Origin of the sequence: Salinibacter pepae (assembly GCF_947077775.1) — a bacterium.
GTDB lineage: Bacteria > Bacteroidota > Rhodothermia > Rhodothermales > Salinibacteraceae > Salinibacter > Salinibacter pepae.
On sequence record NZ_CAMTTE010000001.1, the window covers coordinates 1,116,602 to 1,133,444 of the forward strand.

The 16,843-nt window shown below is 68.5% G+C and carries 14 protein-coding genes and 2 CRISPR repeat arrays; of the genes, 13 read left to right on the forward strand and 1 reads right to left on the reverse strand.

The window, feature by feature from the left end; translation table 11 throughout:
• The first annotated feature begins 106 nt into the window (after positions 1 to 106).
• The 6 genes from casB (at position 107) to cas2e (ending at position 4,989) form a co-directional block, all read left to right on the forward strand.
• Positions 107 to 676 carry a type I-E CRISPR-associated protein Cse2/CasB gene (casB, locus tag OJA40_RS04690; RefSeq protein WP_208426281.1) on the forward strand — a complete coding sequence of 190 codons (570 nt, stop codon included), beginning with the start codon at positions 107 to 109 and terminating at the stop codon, positions 674 to 676.
• 51 nt (positions 677 to 727) lie between these two features.
• Complete coding sequence (locus tag OJA40_RS04695; protein WP_208426280.1) at positions 728 to 1,993, forward strand: type I-E CRISPR-associated protein Cas7/Cse4/CasC; 1,266 nt, start codon at positions 728 to 730, stop codon at positions 1,991 to 1,993.
• Positions 1,993 to 2,733: a type I-E CRISPR-associated protein Cas5/CasD gene (cas5e, locus tag OJA40_RS04700; RefSeq protein WP_208426279.1), complete on the forward strand. Its 741-nt coding sequence runs from the start codon at positions 1,993 to 1,995 to the stop codon at positions 2,731 to 2,733. Before OJA40_RS04695 ends, cas5e begins: the two co-directional genes overlap by 1 nt.
• 27 nt (positions 2,734 to 2,760) lie before the next feature.
• Complete coding sequence (gene cas6e, locus OJA40_RS04705; protein WP_208426278.1) at positions 2,761 to 3,543, forward strand: type I-E CRISPR-associated protein Cas6/Cse3/CasE; 783 nt, start codon at positions 2,761 to 2,763, stop codon at positions 3,541 to 3,543.
• 87 nt (positions 3,544 to 3,630) lie between these two features.
• The gene (gene cas1e, locus OJA40_RS04710; RefSeq protein ID WP_208426277.1) at positions 3,631 to 4,509 is read left to right on the forward strand and encodes a type I-E CRISPR-associated endonuclease Cas1e; all 879 of its coding nucleotides are present in this window, start codon (positions 3,631 to 3,633) and stop codon (positions 4,507 to 4,509) included.
• Between the two features lie 78 nt (positions 4,510 to 4,587).
• Positions 4,588 to 4,989, forward strand: coding sequence for a type I-E CRISPR-associated endoribonuclease Cas2e (gene cas2e / locus OJA40_RS04715; RefSeq protein ID WP_208426276.1), 402 nt, complete (start codon positions 4,588 to 4,590; stop codon positions 4,987 to 4,989).
• 178 nt (positions 4,990 to 5,167) lie between these two features.
• Positions 5,168 to 6,662: direct repeats of the CRISPR family, unit length 28 nt; unit sequence GGTAGCCCCGCACCCGCGGGGATAGACC.
• Positions 6,663 to 6,818: 156 nt separating this feature from the next.
• Here the strand turns inward: cas2e and OJA40_RS04720 are convergent.
• Positions 6,819 to 7,436 (reverse strand): Uma2 family endonuclease, encoded by a 618-nt coding sequence (locus OJA40_RS04720; protein WP_263809363.1) that lies wholly within the window; start codon positions 7,434 to 7,436, stop codon positions 6,819 to 6,821.
• Between the two features lie 252 nt (positions 7,437 to 7,688).
• Positions 7,689 to 8,326: a CRISPR direct-repeat array (repeat unit 28 nt).
• Positions 8,327 to 8,702: 376 nt separating this feature from the next.
• On the opposite strand from OJA40_RS04720, the gene argG reads away from it, so the two are divergent.
• The 7 genes from argG to OJA40_RS04755 all read left to right on the forward strand — a co-directional run bounded on the left by argG (position 8,703) and on the right by OJA40_RS04755 (position 16,839).
• Positions 8,703 to 9,944 (forward strand): argininosuccinate synthase, encoded by a 1,242-nt coding sequence (gene argG / locus OJA40_RS04725; RefSeq protein WP_263793197.1) that lies wholly within the window; start codon positions 8,703 to 8,705, stop codon positions 9,942 to 9,944.
• Between the two features lie 52 nt (positions 9,945 to 9,996).
• Positions 9,997 to 11,130 carry a P-loop NTPase family protein gene (locus OJA40_RS04730; RefSeq protein WP_263809360.1) on the forward strand — a complete coding sequence of 378 codons (1,134 nt, stop codon included), beginning with the start codon at positions 9,997 to 9,999 and terminating at the stop codon, positions 11,128 to 11,130.
• Positions 11,131 to 11,223: 93 nt separating this feature from the next.
• Positions 11,224 to 12,288, forward strand: a complete 1,065-nt coding sequence (gene argC, locus OJA40_RS04735; protein ID WP_263810040.1) for an N-acetyl-gamma-glutamyl-phosphate reductase — start codon at positions 11,224 to 11,226, stop codon at positions 12,286 to 12,288.
• 94 nt (positions 12,289 to 12,382) lie between these two features.
• Positions 12,383 to 13,570: an aspartate aminotransferase family protein gene (locus tag OJA40_RS04740; protein WP_263809358.1), complete on the forward strand. Its 1,188-nt coding sequence runs from the start codon at positions 12,383 to 12,385 to the stop codon at positions 13,568 to 13,570.
• 69 nt (positions 13,571 to 13,639) lie between these two features.
• Complete coding sequence (locus tag OJA40_RS04745; protein WP_263810041.1) at positions 13,640 to 14,698, forward strand: N-acetylornithine carbamoyltransferase; 1,059 nt, start codon at positions 13,640 to 13,642, stop codon at positions 14,696 to 14,698.
• A gap of 133 nt (positions 14,699 to 14,831) precedes the next feature.
• Positions 14,832 to 15,635, forward strand: coding sequence for an acetylglutamate kinase (gene argB / locus OJA40_RS04750; protein ID WP_118827143.1), 804 nt, complete (start codon positions 14,832 to 14,834; stop codon positions 15,633 to 15,635).
• 121 nt (positions 15,636 to 15,756) lie between these two features.
• Entirely contained in the window at positions 15,757 to 16,839 is a 1,083-nt protein-coding gene (locus tag OJA40_RS04755) for a M20/M25/M40 family metallo-hydrolase (RefSeq protein WP_263810042.1), read from the forward strand.
• The last annotated feature ends 4 nt before the right edge of the window (positions 16,840 to 16,843 follow it).

Genomic DNA, 16,843 nt, shown 5'->3' on the forward strand with positions numbered 1-16,843 from the left:
CTGAGAAGCCTCAACCGATTTCTTCACAGCCTTGACCTTTTCGTCCATTTTGGGTCAAGCCAAAATGGACACCTCCTTTCGATCTAGTGGTAATCCCTTCAGACTCATGCCCCCTTCTGCCGATACAGACAGTCCCCCCGAGACTGACATCAGCACCGACGAGTCAACCTCCCCCTCCCAGGCCGTCGGCCGCGCCGCCGGCATGCTCCACCCCGAAACCGGACGCCTGCCCAACGGCGACCGCGCCGCCCTCCGCCGCATCGACCTGGATACGCCCGTCACGCCCACCCTCTGGAAAGTGCTATTCGACCTGGAGCAGGACGAATCCAGGGGAATGTCCCAAACGAAATGGGAGCAACGCTGGGCCACACTCCTGATGGGCATGGCCCACTGCGCGGGCCTGCACGACTACGATATGCCCCTTGGGCAGGCGCTGGCCGAGGCCGGCTGGGCCGAAACCCGATTCGTGCGCCTGATGGAGGCCGACGACGAGACGCTGCCGGTCCTCCTCCGCCGCATGGCCCAGTACCTCGCCAGCAAACAGCAACCCGCCAACTGGGAGCACGTGCGAGAGCTTCTTTTCTCTCGGGAAAACCTGTTTGAGGACGCAGAAAACGTACGACTCAAAATCGCACGCACCTACTACCGCACCCTCCACGCTCAGGACGACGACTGAGCCCCACGGTCAACCCTCTTCACGCATCACGTATCACGCCTCACTCAGCCTATGTTCATCCAGCTCCACGCGCTGACCTCCTATCCGAGTACCCTCTTGAATCGCGATGACGCCGGTTTCGCCAAACAACTCCCCTTCGGCGGCGCCACGCGGACGCGCGTCTCCTCCCAGTGCCTGAAATACCACTGGCGGAATTTCGACGGCGAGAACGCCCTCTACGACATGGACGTCCCGAAATCCCTGCGCTCGCGGGAAACGTTCTGGCGCCGCCTCGCCCAGCCGCTCATCGACGACGGCTATCCGGCCCCGCTCGTCCGCGCCGTCACGTTCGCCCTTAAGGAACGCCTGCTGTCCGACGACAAGGCCGGGAAGCGGGACCTGAAAACGCTCATCGATCCCGACGAGGACGACGACCCGCGGGACATGATCGACACCAGCCAGGTCACCATCTTCGGGGTGCCGGAAATGCGGTACCTCCGCGACCTCGCCGCCGGCATGATCGAAGAGGCAAAAGAGGACTTTCCGGTGTTCTGGGACGAGGACGGGGAGCCGGACAGCGACGCCGTGAAGGACGCGGCGGACGCCATGCGCGACATCTCCAAGCGCGACCTCAAGAAGAACCTGAAGGGCCTGGAGCTCGCTAGCGGCCTGGACGCCGCCATGTTTGGGCGCATGGCGACGAGCGACGTCCTGGCCCGGGGCGACGCCGCCGTCCACGTGGCCCACGCCTTCACCACGCACGCCCAGGAGAGCGAGAGCGACTACTTCTCGGCCGTCGACGAGCTGCGGCGCGACGAGCCCGAAGAAAGCGGCGAGCTCGGCGCCGGGCACATCAATACACAGGAGCTCACGAGCGGCCTCTTCTACAGCTACGTGGTCGTGGACGTGCCCCTGCTCGTGTCCAACCTCTCCGGCGTCGAGCAGGACGAATGGACCGACGGAAACACTGCCCTCGCCGCCGAGGTGATGGAGCGATTTGCCCAGCTCATGGCCACCGTCTCCCCCGGCGCCAAACTCGGCTCCACCGCGCCGTACTCCTACGCGCAGTGCCTCTTCGCCGAGGCCGGAACCGCCCAGCCCCGCACATTGGCCAACGCGTTCCAGACGCCCGCCCCGACCCAGAACGTGCTGCAGAACAGCTACGAGAAGCTGGGGCAGTACGTGGACGAGATCGACCAGATGTACGGCGTGCAGACCGACCGCCGGCTGGCCGCGATGGGGCCGACCGACGGGCTCACGGACCGCCTCAAGGTGGACGACACCACCACGGTGCCCGCCCTCGCCGAATGGACCGCGAACCAGATCCAGACTGCATAATGGATGTTCTCCTCCTTTGCTTCGACGCGCCGCTGATGAGCTTCGGCGCCCCCATCGTCGACAACCAGGGCGAGATCCAGCCCTACCCGGCGCTGTCGATGATGACGGGCCTGCTGGGCAACGCGCTGGGGGTCGACCACAGCGAGTTCGACCGCCTGGAGCGCCTTCAGGAACGGCTCCGCTACGCCTCGCGCCAGGACCGGCGCGGCCGCCGGATTGAGGACTACCAGACGGTGGACCTCTCCAAGCCCTACATGGACGACGACCGGGCGTGGACCACGTACGGCCATACGGAGAGCCGGGCGGGCGGCTCCGCCAGCGACGGCACGCACATTCGGCACCGCGACTACTGGGCCGACGCCATTCACACCGTCGCCGTCACGCTGGACGCCCCGGACGAGCCCCCGACGCTCGACGACCTGACGGCCGCCGTCCAGCACCCGGCCCGGCCCCTCTTCCTAGGCCGCAAGCCGTGCCTGCCCGCCGATGCCCTTTTTGCGGATCGCCTGCAGGCGGATTCGCTCCCGGAGGCCCTCGTGCAGGCGCCCCTCCACGCCCGTGCCGACGACGGCCCTACGTTCTCCGCGTGGTGGCCCACCCATCCGGACGCCGACACCCCGTCCGAGGAGGCGCTCGACGTGGACCTGCGCGAGCCCGTCACCGACCGGCGCGACTGGAAAAACCAGATCCACGTCGGCGAACGATGGATCGTGAACGGCACCGTCCGCCCCCAGGCGTAACCTCCTCTCACTTCCCCCTCCTCTCCTATGCCCGACTCGGAGTTTTACATGGTGCAGCTCGGCCTCGACGCCAAAGGGCTCACCACCCTCGGCAAGATGCTGCACCTCCCCCTCGACCGCACCGACACCGGCTACCTCGTCCACTGCGCCCTCGGCGAGCTCTTCGGCGACGACGCCCCGCAGCCGTTCTCCATTGACCACGACGCGCAGAACGGCCGGCAGGTGCGCGTCCTCGGCTACACCGCGGCGGACGCCGACACCCTGCAATCGCACGCCCAGCTCGACGCCAGCCCGACCGTCTACGAGATCGGCGACTGGGACGGGCTGGCCGCCAAGCCGATGCCGCAGACCTTCCCCGACGGCATGGCCCTCCAGTTCGAGCTCCGCGCCTGCCCGGTCGTCCGCAAGGCCTCCGCGGGCGAGGGCGTCAACCACAACGGGGACAAACGCACCTGGACGGAGGGCCAGGAACTGGACGCCTACCTCGCCGAGGCCTGGACCCGGCCCGCGGACGACGACGTGAGCCGCGAGGAGGTGTACCGCGAGTGGCTCCGCCGACAGTTCGAGATCCGCGGCGGCGCCGAGCCGCAATCCATCGGCATGGACCGCTTCTCCATCGAGCGCATGACGCGCCGCGTGCCCAAAAACGGCACCGGCGAGCGCAAAGCCGACACCCTCAAGCGCCCCGACGTGACGCTCACCGGCACGCTCCGGGTCACCGACGGCGATGCGTTCGTCGACCTCCTCCGCTCCGGCCTCGGGCGGCACAAGAGCTTCGGCTACGGGATGCTGAAGGTGCGCCGGGCATGAGCACACGGGGACAGGCAAAAAGCTCGTGAACGGAGCGTGCGCATCCCGTCCTCCTGCATCACGCAATACGCAACACGCAATTGACCCATGCCGCTCAAAGGACGCCTCGGCCTCGAAACCGCCCGCGTGCCCCACGCCGACCGCCACGGGCTCCTGTGGCTGGAGCGCGGCCGCCTGGCCGTGGAGGACGGCAACCTCGTCTTTACCACCGCTGGGTTCGACGACCTGGAGGCCGGGGCCTACGACATTCCGTACCAGCAGGTCTCCAACATCCTGCTCGGCCCCGGCGGGGTGGTGAGCCACGACGCCCTCCGCATCCTCGCGCGGCGCGACACGGGCCTGCTCGCCGTCGGCTCCAAGGGCGTCCGCCTCTACGCGACGAGCATGCCCTTCGGCCCCGACAGCGCGGACCGTGCCCGCACTCACGCCGAGCTGTGGGCCGACGAGGACACGCGTGTGGACGTGGCCCGTAAGATGTACCGGATCCGCCTCGGCGAGGAGCTCCCCCCGCACCAGCGCGATCTCGACTCCCTACGTGGCATCGAGGGGCGGCGCGTCAAGAAGGTGTACCAGAACCTCGCCGACCAGCACGGGGTGGCGTGGAACGGGCGCCGCTACGACCGCAACGATCCCGACTCGAACGACACCGTCAACAAGGCCATCAACCACGCCGTGACGGCCGTCTATGCGGCGGCGCGCATCGCCGTGGCCGTCACCGGGGCGGTGCCCGAACTCGGCTTTATCCACGAATCGTCCGGCCACGCCTTTGCGCTGGACATTGCCGACCTCTTCCGAAGCTCCACGACGCTTCCCATTGCGTTTCGCGCCGCGAAGAAGGTACAGCGGCAGCCCGGGCGCGACATTGAGCCGACGGCCCGAAAGATGGCTGGATCTACCCTCCGGGATGAAGACGTGATTCCCCACATGATTGACCGCATCAAAGACCTACTGGAGCGGGATATGTGATCACGTGATGCGTGACTCGCTCCTGCGACCACTTTCCTCACTCCTCACGCTTCACTCTTCACGCTTCACGGCTCACTCATGACCATCGGCGTCACCCGCAACACCCCAGGCCGGTTCGACGGCTTTCTGGCCTCGTGCATGCAGGAGATCGCCCCCGGCGTGTACGTGGCGCCCACGATGAAGAAGGCCGTGCGAGAACGAATCTGGCGCGTGATGATGGACTGGAGCGAGCTGCTGCCCGACAATGCGGGCGTGGTCCTCTTCTGGCGCAACCCCGACGCCCCCTCGAAGCTGAGCATCCGCCTCCTAGGCTGGCCGAAGAAGGAGTTCATCGAGCACGAGGGCCTGTGGCTCACGCACCGCGACCTCACGGAGGCCCATGACGTAGAGGAGCTCCTGGAGCAGGCAGAGGTGGAGGAGCCGGAGATCGACGAAGACGATCCCACGCTGCCGATGAAGTTCCTGGCAGAGATTGAGTGACAGGGGGGGTTTGCTCTTTGACATTGCGGTTTCCCCGAATGCCCCCTATGCTTCGAACGCGGTAGGCGGCGCTGTAGCCCGCCACGCATTGATCCTCCTGCGACAGACTGGCGCGTTTTCGGCGCGATACACGGAGCGACGGGCCCGTAGCGCCCTGGTCCTGACAAACTGTAGCAGGGGTAGCCCCGCACCCGCGGGGATAGACCCTCGTTGATGTAGGTGCTGCTCCGGGCGTGCTTGGTAGCCCCGCACCCGCGGGGATAGACCTATAAGGGTGGCCACGTCTTCCGGGCTCATCGTGGTAGCCCCGCACCCGCGGGGATAGACCTCTCGTGGAAGTCTTCCAAGAGGTGCGGCGCGTGGGTAGCCCCGCACCCGCGGGGATAGACCCCCGTGCGCCTTGATGAGGGCCGCAGGGATCCAGGTAGCCCCGCACCCGCGGGGATAGACCCGCCGCAGCAGGAGAGGCGCGCGCCACCCTCATGGTAGCCCCGCACCCGCGGGGATAGACCCGTGGCCGGGGTCTTTGGTAAGGGGAGAAAGGGGGTAGCCCCGCACCCGCGGGGATAGACCGTCAGCTCGGGTGCCGCGGCTCGGCGAGGCCCGGGTAGCCCCGCACCCGCGGGGATAGACCCATCCTTACACCGTCAAGACGGAAGTGACCGAGGGTAGCCCCGCACCCGCGGGGATAGACCCCGCCATTTAGACGACGCGCAAGAGCAGAAAATGGTAGCCCCGCACCCGCGGGGATAGACCTTTCCGGGGCTTTAGTCCCGACGCGTTAGACGCGGTAGCCCCGCACCCGCGGGGATAGACCTCAGATTACGCTCAACGGGCGTATCCAATTGGTGGTAGCCCCGCACCCGCGGGGATAGACCCCTGCCCAAAGTGCTCTACGGCGAAGAAGTCTCGGTAGCCCCGCACCCGCGGGGATAGACCCACCGCCCTTCTTTATCCTTTACCTGAGAAACGGGTAGCCCCGCACCCGCGGGGATAGACCTCAGATTACGCTCAACGGGCGTATCCAATTGGTGGTAGCCCCGCACCCGCGGGGATAGACCCCTCTAACTCTTTTCAAAAAATGACTACCTAGCGGTAGCCCCGCACCCGCGGGGATAGACCTCCCCCGGGATCTTATTCTCGCAGTCGTGTGGCGGTAGCCCCGCACCCGCGGGGATAGACCCGAGCCCGACAGCGTGCCCGGCCCGGTGGAGATGGTAGCCCCGCACCCGCGGGGATAGACCTTTTCTGAAATGGCTCTCTTTCTTATCCACCATGGTAGCCCCGCACCCGCGGGGATAGACCCTTTCCCGGCGAGGAGGCGGGCGGCAAGACCTTCGGTAGCCCCGCACCCGCGGGGATAGACCTCCGGCCCGGGACTATCGTTCGAGGACCTCCCGGGTAGCCCCGCACCCGCGGGGATAGACCGTGCAGCCCCGACACGGCTCTCCCTCGACGCTAGGTAGCCCCGCACCCGCGGGGATAGACCCGCCACGATCTGAGCCGTGCCGACCTGGTTGGAGGTAGCCCCGCACCCGCGGGGATAGACCCTGCACCCGGTCCCGCTCAGTTTGCCCATCGAGGGTAGCCCCGCACCCGCGGGGATAGACCTTGCGCAGAAGGTAGAGGCGGCAGGGCTTTCCAGGTAGCCCCGCACCCGCGGGGATAGCCCCGGACGCACCGCCCCGGACGCACCGCGGCCTCACGGAATCGCATGACGTGGAGGAGCCCTTGGAGCAGCCCGGGGTGGAGGCCCCGACGATCGCCAGGCACGATCCACTGCTTGTCAATCCGGAAGCGCTCGGAGACGAGACGGCCACAGCCTCCCGTCACGCCTCCCTTTCGTCGCTCTCAGGCTCCGGCAGATCGCCGAGAATGTCGCGTACCGGAATGTCGCCGACCGATGTCGGGCGCTCCGGGGTCACCGTGTCGTCCAGGCCCGCGAGATGCCGGGTGCGGTACACGTCGTCGTCCGGCTCACGGTGTACTTCGATGTGACGGGCCTCCAGATCGAGGACCCACACCTCCGGAATTCCGGCGCGTGCGTAGAGGGGCCGCTTCACGTCGCGGTCGTACGCCAGCGTCGTGTCGGACACCTCGACCAGGAGCAGCACGTCCCCGGGGTGGGGCGCCCCGTCGAGTGCTGTCGACAGTACCACATCCGGCTCCGGCTCGTTGTGCTCGTCGATCCGCACGGGGTTCTGTACGCTTACGACGACGTTCTCAATGGCATGGGGGACCAGGCGTTTGCTAAAAATAGTGTTCAGCCGGTTGATGCAGGCGATGTGCGGATCGTTGATTGGGGACATCACGACGAGCTGGCCGTCGATGAGTTCGAGCGGATCGTCCTCGTGGAGAATGCCGGCCCGGAGCATGACCTGCACCTCGTCGGACGTGAAGCGTCGCGGACGCACCTCGGTCGCCGCGGGAGAGGCGAGTTCAGTCATGGGAGCGGTGTCCTGTGGGCACAGTTCGGAACAGGACGTGCTGCAACGAGGGGAAGCCGCGATCAGTTCAGCTCAACCCGCTGTGTTCGGGGAGGCACACAGGCACACGGCCCAGCTGGACGGGTTGCAATTGGAAGGACGTGTCCTCAGGTTGATGCACCGCGACCCGCCCCGCGACAGACTGGCGCGTTTTCGGCGCGATACACGGAGCGACGGGCCCGTAGCGCCCGGCTCCTGACAAACTGTACCAGGGGTGACCCCGCACCCGCGGGGATAGACCCCTAAGCCGACGTTTGAGATTTGTGCCCGCTGCGGTGACCCCGCACCCGCGGGGATAGACCCCATAGCTCGGCCCACCAGGACTCTCCTTCAAGGGTGACCCCGCACCCGCGGGGATAGACCCTGCTTCAGAAACAGGACTACTACATTGTCGATGGTGACCCCGCACCCGCGGGGATAGACCGTGATCCGCACAGATTGGGAGGAGACAGAAGAAGGTGACCCCGCACCCGCGGGGATAGACCCTTCCGGCTCGCCGGATGCCCCGTCGCCTTGCCGGTGACCCCGCACCCGCGGGGATAGACCTCGAACAAGGGATGATAGGAGGACCAGCATGGAGGTGACCCCGCACCCGCGGGGATAGACCTTCTCCGAGCGCTGCCGCAATGAGTGTCGGAAGGGTGACCCCGCACCCGCGGGGATAGACCTCGCAAGCCTGCCACAATCAAGCTCCGACACAGGGTGACCCCGCACCCGCGGGGATAGACCTGCTTTGTGTGCCGCGGCGAGCCGCATCCAGACGGTGACCCCGCACCCGCGGGGATAGACCTACGGGATACACTCGCGATACACCCCGAATACAGGTGACCCCGCACCCGCGGGGATAGACCCTCTCATGCCGGCACATGCGGGGAGGGACAACGGCTCCTCCAGGGACCAAGCCCCCTCCTCGGGGCTTGGAAGCGCTTCCCTTCACATTTTCATCATCGAATCCGTCGCCCATCGACTTGATCGTTCCGGCGGCGCCCGCTATCGTGAGGAGCACTATGACACGCCAGCCGACCCTCATTGCGCCAACGACCCGACGTCGAGCCCGACGTGTGCGACGACTGCACATCTCTTCTACGGCTCGACCGGCGTCCCAGGCGTCAGATGAGTAAGGCTTAGCCCCTCCCATTTGACGCGGCATCGCCGCCTTCCCCTGCAAAGGCGCTGGTTCTCACGAGCCAGCGCCTTTTTTGTGTTTGTGCCTAGTGTTCCAGTCTCATGCCCATCGCGCTCGCCTTTAGCGGAGGCCTCGACACCTCCTTCTGCGTTCCGTACCTGCAAGAAACCCACGACACGCCGGTCCACACCGTGACGGTCGACACCGGCGGCCTGACCGACGCCGATCGTGCGGCGGTGGCGGCCCGAGCAGACGCGCTGGGCGCCGACGCCCATCACCTCGTGGACGGCCGGGCGCGGCTCTACGACGACCACCTTTCGTACCTTATCGAGGGCAACGTTCTGAAGGGCGGCGTCTACCCACTGTGCGTGGGGCCGGAGCGCATCGTGCAGGCGCGGGCCGTGGCGGAGGTGGCGCAGGCAGTCGGGGCCGCTACGGTCGCCCACGGCTCCACCGGGGCCGGCAACGACCAGGTGCGGTTCGACGTGGCCCTGCAGCTCGTGGGCGACGCCCTCGACGTGATTGCCCCGATTCGCGAGCTCGGCCTAAGCCGGGATGCCTCGACGGCCTACCTCGAGGCGCGCGGCTTTTCGGTGCCGGACGACACGACCGACTATTCCATCAACCGGGGCCTCTGGGGCACCACGATCGGCGGCAAGGAGACGCTCACGGCGAAGGCCCCGCTGCCGGCGGACGCCTACCCGGACACGACGGCCCCCGCCGACGCGCCGGACGCGCCGCGCACCCTCACGGTCACGTTTGCGAACGGGCTCCCCGTGGCCGTCGACGACGCGTCCCTCTCGGGGGTCGAGGTCGTCGAGACGCTCAACGAGATCGGCGGACGGCATGGCGTGGGGCGGGACGTCCACGTGGGGGACACCATCCTCGGCATCAAGGGGCGGATCGGGGTCGAGGCGCCCGCGGCCCAGATTCTGATTACGGCCCACCGCGAGCTCGAAAAGGTCGTGCTTTCGGAGCAGCAGCAGGTGCAGAAGCAAAAGCTCGGCGACGTCTACGGCCGCCTGCTCCACGAGGGCCAGTACTTCGACCCGGTGATGCGGGACGTGGAGGCGTTCCTCGACCACAGTCAGGACGTCGTCGCCGGCACCGTCACGGTGAAGCTCTTCAAAGGCCGCGCCACGGTGCAGGGCGTCGACAGCCGCCACTCCCTGTTCGACGCCGGCACGGCCACCTACGGCGAGGACAATGCACTGTGGGACGGGCGCGACGCGGCGGGCTACACCACGCTCGCCGCCGTCCCGTCCCTCCTCGCCAAAAAGGCCCGCGCCGACGCGGATCCCCCGGGCTCCAAGCCGATGATCGCCGAATCGAACACGGGATAGCACATCTCCCGTCCCCTCTGCCCCCGCCCTCTCCCTCCCATCCCCCACGCCCATGACCGACGACGCCTTCCAGACGGGTCCCGTCGACAAAATCGCCTCTAGCACCGCCCCCTGCGGCATCGACTCGCCGATCACGCTCTCCCCCTACGTCGTGGCCCAGCACGGCTACGTGGTCGTGGTGCGCGCGCTCGACGAAAAGGACCAGTACGACGAGGTCGAGTGCAGCGACGGCGCCTTTCGCCACATCCGGGAGGGAGACGTGCTCGTGGGGACGCTCGGCGGACGACAGGCGCTCAAAGGGTATAGCGGACGGGTCCCCCGCCACATTGCCCCCGGCGATACGCTGCACGTGCTCAACCTGGGCGGGCTCGTCGGCGAGTGCACCGCGGCCCACCCCAACCTTGGGCCGGCCCTGCCGGTGGAGGTGCTCGGCGCCGTGATGGTAAAGCGGAACGACCAGTGGACACACGCCCGGATCCAGGAGGACGCGCTGGAGATGCGGCACCGCCTGGCGACGTCGGTCCCGCTCGTCACGGTCAGCGGCACGGCCATGGAGACGGGCAAGACCGAGGCGGCCTGCCGCATCGTGGAGGGGCTGTCGGCGCGCGGGCTTCGGGTGGGCGCCGCCAAGCTGACGGGGGCGTCGCTCATGCGCGACGTGCGCCGGATGCGGGCGCACGGGGCCACGGCCGTCTCCACCTTCACCGACGCGGGGATTGCCTGCACCGTGGAGGACGCGATCACCCCGATCGCGAAGGGCGTGATCCATCACCTCAACGAGACGGAGGACCTGGACGTGATCGTGGCGGAGATGGGCGACGGGTTCGTCGGCTACTACGGCGTCGACGACCTCCTGACGGACATGGAGCTGCAGTCCTTCATCGAGGCGCACGTCGTGGCGGCGACCGACCTGGCCGGAGCGTGGGCCGCCGAGCGCACCTTCCGCGAACGCTACCGCACCGGTATCACCGCACTCACCGGCCCCGTCACCGACAACGACGTGGGGCGCCGCTACATCACACAGCGGCTCGGCGTCACCGCGCTCAACGCCCGCCGGCAGGGCACCGCGCTCGTGGACGAGGTCGTAAAGGCTCTCCCGGCGTTGGCTTTTCCGGAGGAAATCGAAGCGACGGCCCCCGCAGCACCGCCGTCTTCCGACGAAAAACTCACAGTCGCGGCGGAATGACGCGTGATTCGTGATGCGTGAAGAGTGGCACTGGCAGCTGAGCTCTCGCCTCACATTTCACGCCTTCCCCCCTCCCCAATTTTACTGCATCCTATGCCACAACCTGCGCACTCTTTTCCGGCGTCCCCAACAACGATTTCCCACATCGGAGTTCTCCACGGCGCCGGCTACGTCGGCGGCGCACTGATTCGCCTGCTCGCCGCACATCCCCACGCCGCCCTCCACACGGTGACCAGCCGGACGTTCGCCGATCGGCCCGTCGGCGCGGCGCATCCGTCCCTCCGCGGGCAGGTCGATCATACGTTCACCGCTCCGGACGAGGTTGCCTTCGGCTCACTCGACGCCCTTCTCGTGGCGGCGGAGCACGGCCGCAGCATGCAGGTGGTGCCCGGCATCCTGGAAGACGGCTTCGACGGCCCCATCATCGACCTGAGCGCCGACTTTCGGTTCCGGGACCCGGCGGTCTACCCCGAGTGGTTCGATACGGCGCACCCGGCCCCCGGCCTGCTGGCCGACGCCGTGTACGGACTGCCGGAGTGGAGCGACGAGATCGGGGGGGCGTCGCTCGTGGCCACGCCCGGCTGCTACGCCACCGGCATCGCACTGGCGCTGGCCCCGCTCGCGCAGCGGGACGTCCCCTTCACCGCCCACGTGACCGCCCTCACCGGCGCATCCGGGGCGGGCGCCACGCCCTCGTCGGCCACCCACTTCCCCGACCGCGACGGCAACGTGCGCCCCTACAAGGTGCTTCAGCACCAGCACGGCCCCGAAATCCGGCAGACGCTCGGCCGCCACGTGACGCTCGATTTCGTCCCCGCCTCCGGCCCGTGGACGCGTGGCATCTGGGGCACGGCCCACATCGAGTGGCCGAAGGCGATCGATCCAAACACGGCATCCCCGTGGTACGAGGAGGCGTACGCCGACGCGCCGTGCGTCCGCTGCTCGTCAGACAGACTGCCTTCGCTCCAGCCCGCGGTGGGCACCCCGTTCTGCGACCTCGGGTGGAAAATGGACGGCTCGACCCTCGTCGTCGGCTTTGCCCTCGACAACCTGCTGAAGGGCGCCGCGAGCCAGGCCGTCCAGATCCTAAACCGCACGCTCGGCCTCCCCGACACCGCCGGCCTCCTTCCCGAGCCCACCCCCGCTCCGGCCGCCTGAAGAGCGCGACACACGGGGGGAGACGCCTCCCCTCCCTCCCCCACGCTCTTGCGCCCCCACAGTCCAACGCACACTCACAATTCAGGCATCTCCGATGGATTCTGCAGAGACGATTGCCCTTGAGCAGCAGCTTGAGATTCCCACGTACGACAAGATGCCGATGGCGCTCGTGCGGGGGAAAGGGCCCTACGTGTGGGACGCCGAGGGCACCCGGTACCTCGACTTCTACGGGGGGCACTGCGTGTCGCTGCTCGGCCACTGCCACCCGACCGTCGTGGCGGCCGTGCAGGCCCAGGCCGAGCAGCTCCTGTTCTACTCGAACGTTGCGCACAGCCCGGTCCGCGCCCGGGCCGCCCGGCGGCTGGCGGACCTGGCCCCCGACGGCCTCGGCAACGTCTTCTTCGCCAACTCCGGCTCGGAGGCCAACGAGACGGCCCTCAAGCTGGCCCGGAAATACACGGGCCGGTCCGGCGTCGTGGCGATGAAGCAGGGCTGGCACGGACGCACCCTCGGCAGCCTCGCCACCACGCACGACGAGACGTACCGCGCCCCCTACGCGGACGTGCTTCCGGAGACGACCTGGGTCCCGGTGGGCGACCTGGACGCCGCGGAGGCGGTGCTGTCCTGCGAGGACATCGCCGCCGTCCTCCTGGAGCCGATCCAGAGCATCGCCGGCATGCGGGCGATGCCCGCCGACTACGTGCAGGGCCTCCGTGCCCTCTGTGACGAGCACGGCACGCTTCTGATTTTCGACGAGGTGCAGACGGGCGTGGGGCGGACCGGCACCTTCTCCATGAGCGCCCCCCTCGGCGCCACACCGGACCTCATTGCCCTCGCCAAGAGCCTCGGGGCCGGGGTGCCCGTGAGCGCCGTCCTCGTGGACGACGCCGTGGCCGCGACCGTCGAGCCCGGCGACCAGGGCTCCACGTTCGGCGGGGGGATGCTCGCGATGGCGGCCGTGGAGGCCACCCTCCGGACGCTGGTGGAGGACGACCTGATGGCCCGGGCGACCGACGTCCACGCACAGGTGGCCGAGGCCGTGGGGCCGGTCGTCGAGGCGGTGCGCGGGCGCGGCTGCCTGATGGGGCTCAAGCTGGACCGGCCGGCCGAGCCCGTGATCGATGCGCTTCGCGACCAGAATGTGCTCGTCGGCGGCTCGTCGGCCCCGCACGTGATGCGCCTGATGCCGCCGCTCGTCGTCTCGGACGACGACGTGACCGCCTTCGCGGCGGCGCTCCACGCCGCCCTCGACGCCACCTCGGCCCCTGCCAGAGCACACTGACGTGACAACCCCGACGCGTGGCGCCCCGTCGATCTTTCCCCTTTCTCCCTGCGATTGACCTCCTCCGCGATGCCAACGTCACCGCCCTCCACAACCTCGTCCTCCTCCAGCACGGACGGCCTGCAGCACATCCTCCGCGTCGACGCGGTTTCGGACGCCACCTGGGACGCGCTCCGTCACACCGCCGTGCGGCATCGACACGACGACACCCTGCACGCCGGGGCCGCGTCGGGCTCGTCGCTCGGGCTCGTCTTCATGAACCCCTCGCTCCGCACCCGCACCTCGATGGAGGGCGCCGCCGCGCACCTGGGCGCCCGCCACACGACCCTGGTGCCGGGCAACGGCAGCTGGGCGCTCGAATGGGAGCCGGGCGCCGTGATGGACGGCGCGGCGGCCGAGCACGCGAAGGACGCGATCGGCGTGCTATCGCGCTACCACGACGCCCTGGGCGTCCGCGTCTTCGCGTCCGGCACCGATTACGGCGCCGACGCGCAGGACGCGCTCATTCACGCCATTGCGGAGCACGCCACCGTGCCGGTCATCAACCTGGAGTCCGCCTGGGCGCATCCGTGTCAGGGCCTCGCCGACGCGGCCCTGCTCACCGAGCGGTACGGGGACGCCCTTGCGGACAAAACCTTCGTCCTCTCGTGGGCGCCGCACCCGAAGCCCCTGCCGATGGCCGTGCCGAACACGGCGCTCCGCACGGCGGCCCGCTGCGGGATGGACGTGACCGTGGCCCGCCCCGACACGCACGCCCTCGACCCGGGGGTGATGGCCGAGGCGGAGGCGCTGGCCGAGACGCAGGGCGGATCGGTCTCGGCGACGAGCGACCAGGCGGCCGCGGCGGAAGGGGCCGACGTGGTCTACGCCAAGTCGTGGGGCGGCCCGCTCGTGTACGAGAACCCGGAGGCCGAGTCCGAGGCCCGGGCGGCCCGTTCCGACTGGCGCATCACCGCGGACCTGATGGCACGCACCCGAAACGGCGCGTTCCTGCACTGCCTCCCCGTCCGCCGTAACGTGGTGGTGGACGACGCGGTGCTCGATGGGCCCCACGCCGCCCACCTCGATCAGGCCGAATACCGCCTCCACGCGCAGAAGGCGCTTCTCCAGTACGTGTGGACCCTCTGAGCGCGGGGGAATGAGAGCGCGGGAGCATGGGCGTACTCCTCTACACTCTTGGGAAAGACCCCAATCCCCCGCGCCCCCACGCTCCCGTGCTCTCTTCTTGCTACTTAAACGACGCGAAGCAGTATCAATCCTGATGACCAGTAAGACGAAAGCGCCGACGGTAATCAAGGTCAGCGGATCGCTCCTCGACGAGCCGAACGCACTGGCCGACCTCTGGCCCGGCGTCCAGGCGCTGCACGAGGACGCCCCGGTGGTCCTCGTCCACGGTGGCGGCACGCAGATGACGGCCCTCGCGGATCGGCTCGGCCACACGCCGGAGCGGGTCCAGGGCCGTCGCATCACGACCGACCTCGACCTCAAGATCGCGCAGTGGGCCATGCGGGGCTCGCTCAACACGACCCTCGTGTCGGAGGCCCAGCAGCACGACCTCACCGCGGTGGGGGTGTCGGGGGCCGACGCCGCCCTGGTCCAGGTGTCCAAACGCCCGGCGTGGGACGTCGACGGGCGGACCGTCGACTTCGGATGGGTCGGCGACATCGAGCACGTCGACCCCTCCCTTCTGGAGGGATTGATGGCCCGGTCGCTGGTGCCCGTCGTGGCCCCCCTCGGCATTGACGACGAGGGGCAGGTCTACAACGTGAACGCCGACACGGTTGCCCGTGCGCTGGCCGAGGCCCTCACGGCCGACCCGTTGCTCTACGTCACCGAGGCGGGGGCCGTGCGCCGGGACGCCGAGAATCCCGCGTCCCGCCTGGCCACCTGTCCCCCGGGCACCGCCCGGCAGGGAATCGCGGAGGGGTGGATCGCAGGCGGCATGCGCGTCAAGGTCGAAACGGCGCTCGACGCCCTCGACGGTTCCGTTGGCGCAGTGTATATCTGCGGCCCGAGCGACCTCCTGTCTCGGTCGCAGGCCACGGAGGTCGTACCGGAGGCGTGATGCGTGAATTGTGATGCGTGAATCGTGCCCGGTGCCTCTGCTCCCCCACGACATGCGTTTCACGTTTCGAGAGGCGAGAATCGGGCAACGACGTGATACATCAACCGACTTCCCGGGTGCAATGGCACTTTCTTCGACGAACACAGCCGCCGTCGACTTCCTCAAGGCCCTCGTTCGCATCCCCTCCCTCACGGGCGAGGAGGCGGCGATCGCCGGCTTCGTAGAGCAGCACGTCCGCCGCGCCGGGGTCGATGTGCTCCGGCACGAGGACAACGTGGCGTTTGGGATCGGCGAGGGCGACGACACGCTGCTCCTCAACTCGCACCTCGACGTCGTGCCGCCCTCCGACGACCATCCGTACGACCCGTTCGAGCCGGTCGAGACAGACGGCGTCCTCTACGGCCGGGGCGCCGTGGACGCGAAGGCCAGCGGCGCCGCGATGACGACGGCGCTGCTCTCCCTGGCGGCGGACGGCTGGGCCCCGAATGGCCGGCTCCTGGTCGGCCTCACGACCCACGAGGAGTCCGGGGGCACGAAGAACGGGCTGCAGGACCTTCGCCCCAACCTTCCGTCCCTGTCCGCCGCCGTTGTCGGGGAGCCCACCACGCTCCGCCCCTGCGTCGCCCAGAAGGGCCTTCTCATCCTGAAGATCCACGCCCGGGGGACGGCCGCACACGCCGGACGGTCGCACCTCGGCGACAATGCGATCCCCGCGGCGATGACGGCGATTCAACAGCTCGAGGATCTTTCCCTCGACCGGGCGGACCCGCACCTCGGTGCGCCGACCGCAACCGTCACCACCATCGAGGGGGGCGAGGCGCACAACGTGGTGCCCGAGCACTGCGTCTTCACCGTTGACCTCCGCACCACGCCCGCCTACACGCACGACGAGATTGCGGGGCTGGTGTCCGAAGCGGTAGACGCGGACTTGGAGGTCTACAGCGACCGCCTCGTGCCCTGCGCCACGCCCGAGGACGCGCGGATCGTCCGGGCCGCCCGGGCCGCCCGCCCCGACGCCGAGCCCTTCGGCTCCCCGACCTCCTCGGATTGGGTCTTCCTCCACGATGTGCCCACCGTCAAGATGGGACCGGGCCCGAGCAACCGCTCCCACACCGCCGAAGAGCGGATCGACGTGGACGAGGTGAAGCGGGCCGTCACCGTCTATCGGGACCTAATCCGGGCCTACTTTTCGCGGGCCGCGTAGGGCC

Excerpts from the sequence above, each read along its gene's own strand:
- casB (WP_208426281.1), top strand. The coding sequence starts at position 107 with ATGCCCCCTTCTGCCGATACAGACAGTCCCCCCGAGACTGACATCAGC.
- OJA40_RS04695 (WP_208426280.1), top strand. The coding sequence starts at position 728 with ATGTTCATCCAGCTCCACGCGCTGACCTCCTATCCGAGTACCCTCTTG.
- cas5e (WP_208426279.1), top strand. The coding sequence starts at position 1,993 with ATGGATGTTCTCCTCCTTTGCTTCGACGCGCCGCTGATGAGCTTCGGC.
- cas6e (WP_208426278.1), top strand. The coding sequence starts at position 2,761 with ATGCCCGACTCGGAGTTTTACATGGTGCAGCTCGGCCTCGACGCCAAA.
- cas1e (WP_208426277.1), top strand. The coding sequence starts at position 3,631 with ATGCCGCTCAAAGGACGCCTCGGCCTCGAAACCGCCCGCGTGCCCCAC.
- cas2e (WP_208426276.1), top strand. The coding sequence starts at position 4,588 with ATGACCATCGGCGTCACCCGCAACACCCCAGGCCGGTTCGACGGCTTT.
- OJA40_RS04720 (WP_263809363.1), bottom strand. The coding sequence starts at position 7,436 with ATGACTGAACTCGCCTCTCCCGCGGCGACCGAGGTGCGTCCGCGACGC.
- argG (WP_263793197.1), top strand. The coding sequence starts at position 8,703 with ATGCCCATCGCGCTCGCCTTTAGCGGAGGCCTCGACACCTCCTTCTGC.
- OJA40_RS04730 (WP_263809360.1), top strand. The coding sequence starts at position 9,997 with ATGACCGACGACGCCTTCCAGACGGGTCCCGTCGACAAAATCGCCTCT.
- argC (WP_263810040.1), top strand. The coding sequence starts at position 11,224 with ATGCCACAACCTGCGCACTCTTTTCCGGCGTCCCCAACAACGATTTCC.
- OJA40_RS04740 (WP_263809358.1), top strand. The coding sequence starts at position 12,383 with ATGGATTCTGCAGAGACGATTGCCCTTGAGCAGCAGCTTGAGATTCCC.
- OJA40_RS04745 (WP_263810041.1), top strand. The coding sequence starts at position 13,640 with ATGCCAACGTCACCGCCCTCCACAACCTCGTCCTCCTCCAGCACGGAC.
- argB (WP_118827143.1), top strand. The coding sequence starts at position 14,832 with ATGACCAGTAAGACGAAAGCGCCGACGGTAATCAAGGTCAGCGGATCG.
- OJA40_RS04755 (WP_263810042.1), top strand. The coding sequence starts at position 15,757 with ATGGCACTTTCTTCGACGAACACAGCCGCCGTCGACTTCCTCAAGGCC.